The organism is Marinobacter sp. bablab_jr003, assembly GCF_016464245.1.
Taxonomy (GTDB): Bacteria; Pseudomonadota; Gammaproteobacteria; order Pseudomonadales; family Oleiphilaceae; genus Marinobacter; species Marinobacter vinifirmus.
Map to the genome: position 1 here is coordinate 1 of NZ_JADARC010000042.1, position 799 is coordinate 799.

The 799-nt window shown below is 58.4% G+C and carries 1 protein-coding gene and 1 pseudogene; both read left to right on the plus strand.

Annotated elements, in window-relative coordinates:
• A pseudogene (locus H3Z84_RS05125) lies at positions 1-444 on the plus strand (IS3 family transposase); the annotation flags it as partial.
• A gap of 74 nt (positions 445-518) precedes the next feature.
• Positions 519-799, plus strand: a 281-nt coding sequence (locus H3Z84_RS17335) for an IS3 family transposase (RefSeq protein WP_199456725.1), incomplete at its 3' end; no start/stop codon positions are given.

Here is a 799-nt window from a genome sequence, read left to right on the forward strand (position 1 = left end):
GATAGATCTTTGGTTCGGCGGTGGGTGACGAGATACCGGCACCATGGTCTGAAGGGGCTGGAGCCCGCAACCAAGCACCATTACAGCCCGTCGTTCAAGCTCCATGTCGTCAAGTGCGTGACCCGAGATGGCCTGACGGACCGGCAGGCAGAGGCGAGATTTAACCTCAGGAGCACGGGGCTTATTGGCAAATGGCTGGTGCAGTATCATAGTGGCCAGCTAACCAAGCCACTTTCCGAGACCAAGCGAGCTGCCCCGATGGCCAAAAAGTCTGTAGACCTCCCACCTGCTGATGCGCCAGAGCGCAGTCTCTCGCAGGATGAGTTGATCGAAGAGCTGTTGTACCTGCGGGCGGAGAACGCTTATCTAAAAAAGCTGGATGCCTTGATCCAGGAAGAGAAAGCCGCAGCGCGCAGCAAAAAGCGCAAGCGGTCCAAGGGTTAAGGCAGAAGCATTCCCTGGCACGACTGCTGCGTGCAGCCGGGCTGTCCCGCAGCACGTTCTATTATCAGCTCAAGGTGCTGCGAGCGGGTGACAAATACGAGCCCCTAAAAGCTCGTATACAGGCGATCTACCGCGAACACCATGGTCGCTATGGGTACCGACGCATTACCGCCGCCTTGCGCCGTCTCGGCGAGCAGGTGAATCACAAAATCGTTCAGCGGCTGATGCAACAGCTGGGGCTGAAATCCAGAGTTCGGGTGAAGCGATACCGCTCCTACCGAGGCCCCGTGGGCAAGAAAGCACCGAATCTACTGGCCCGGGACTTCCGGGCCACCAAGCCCAACACGAAGTGGGC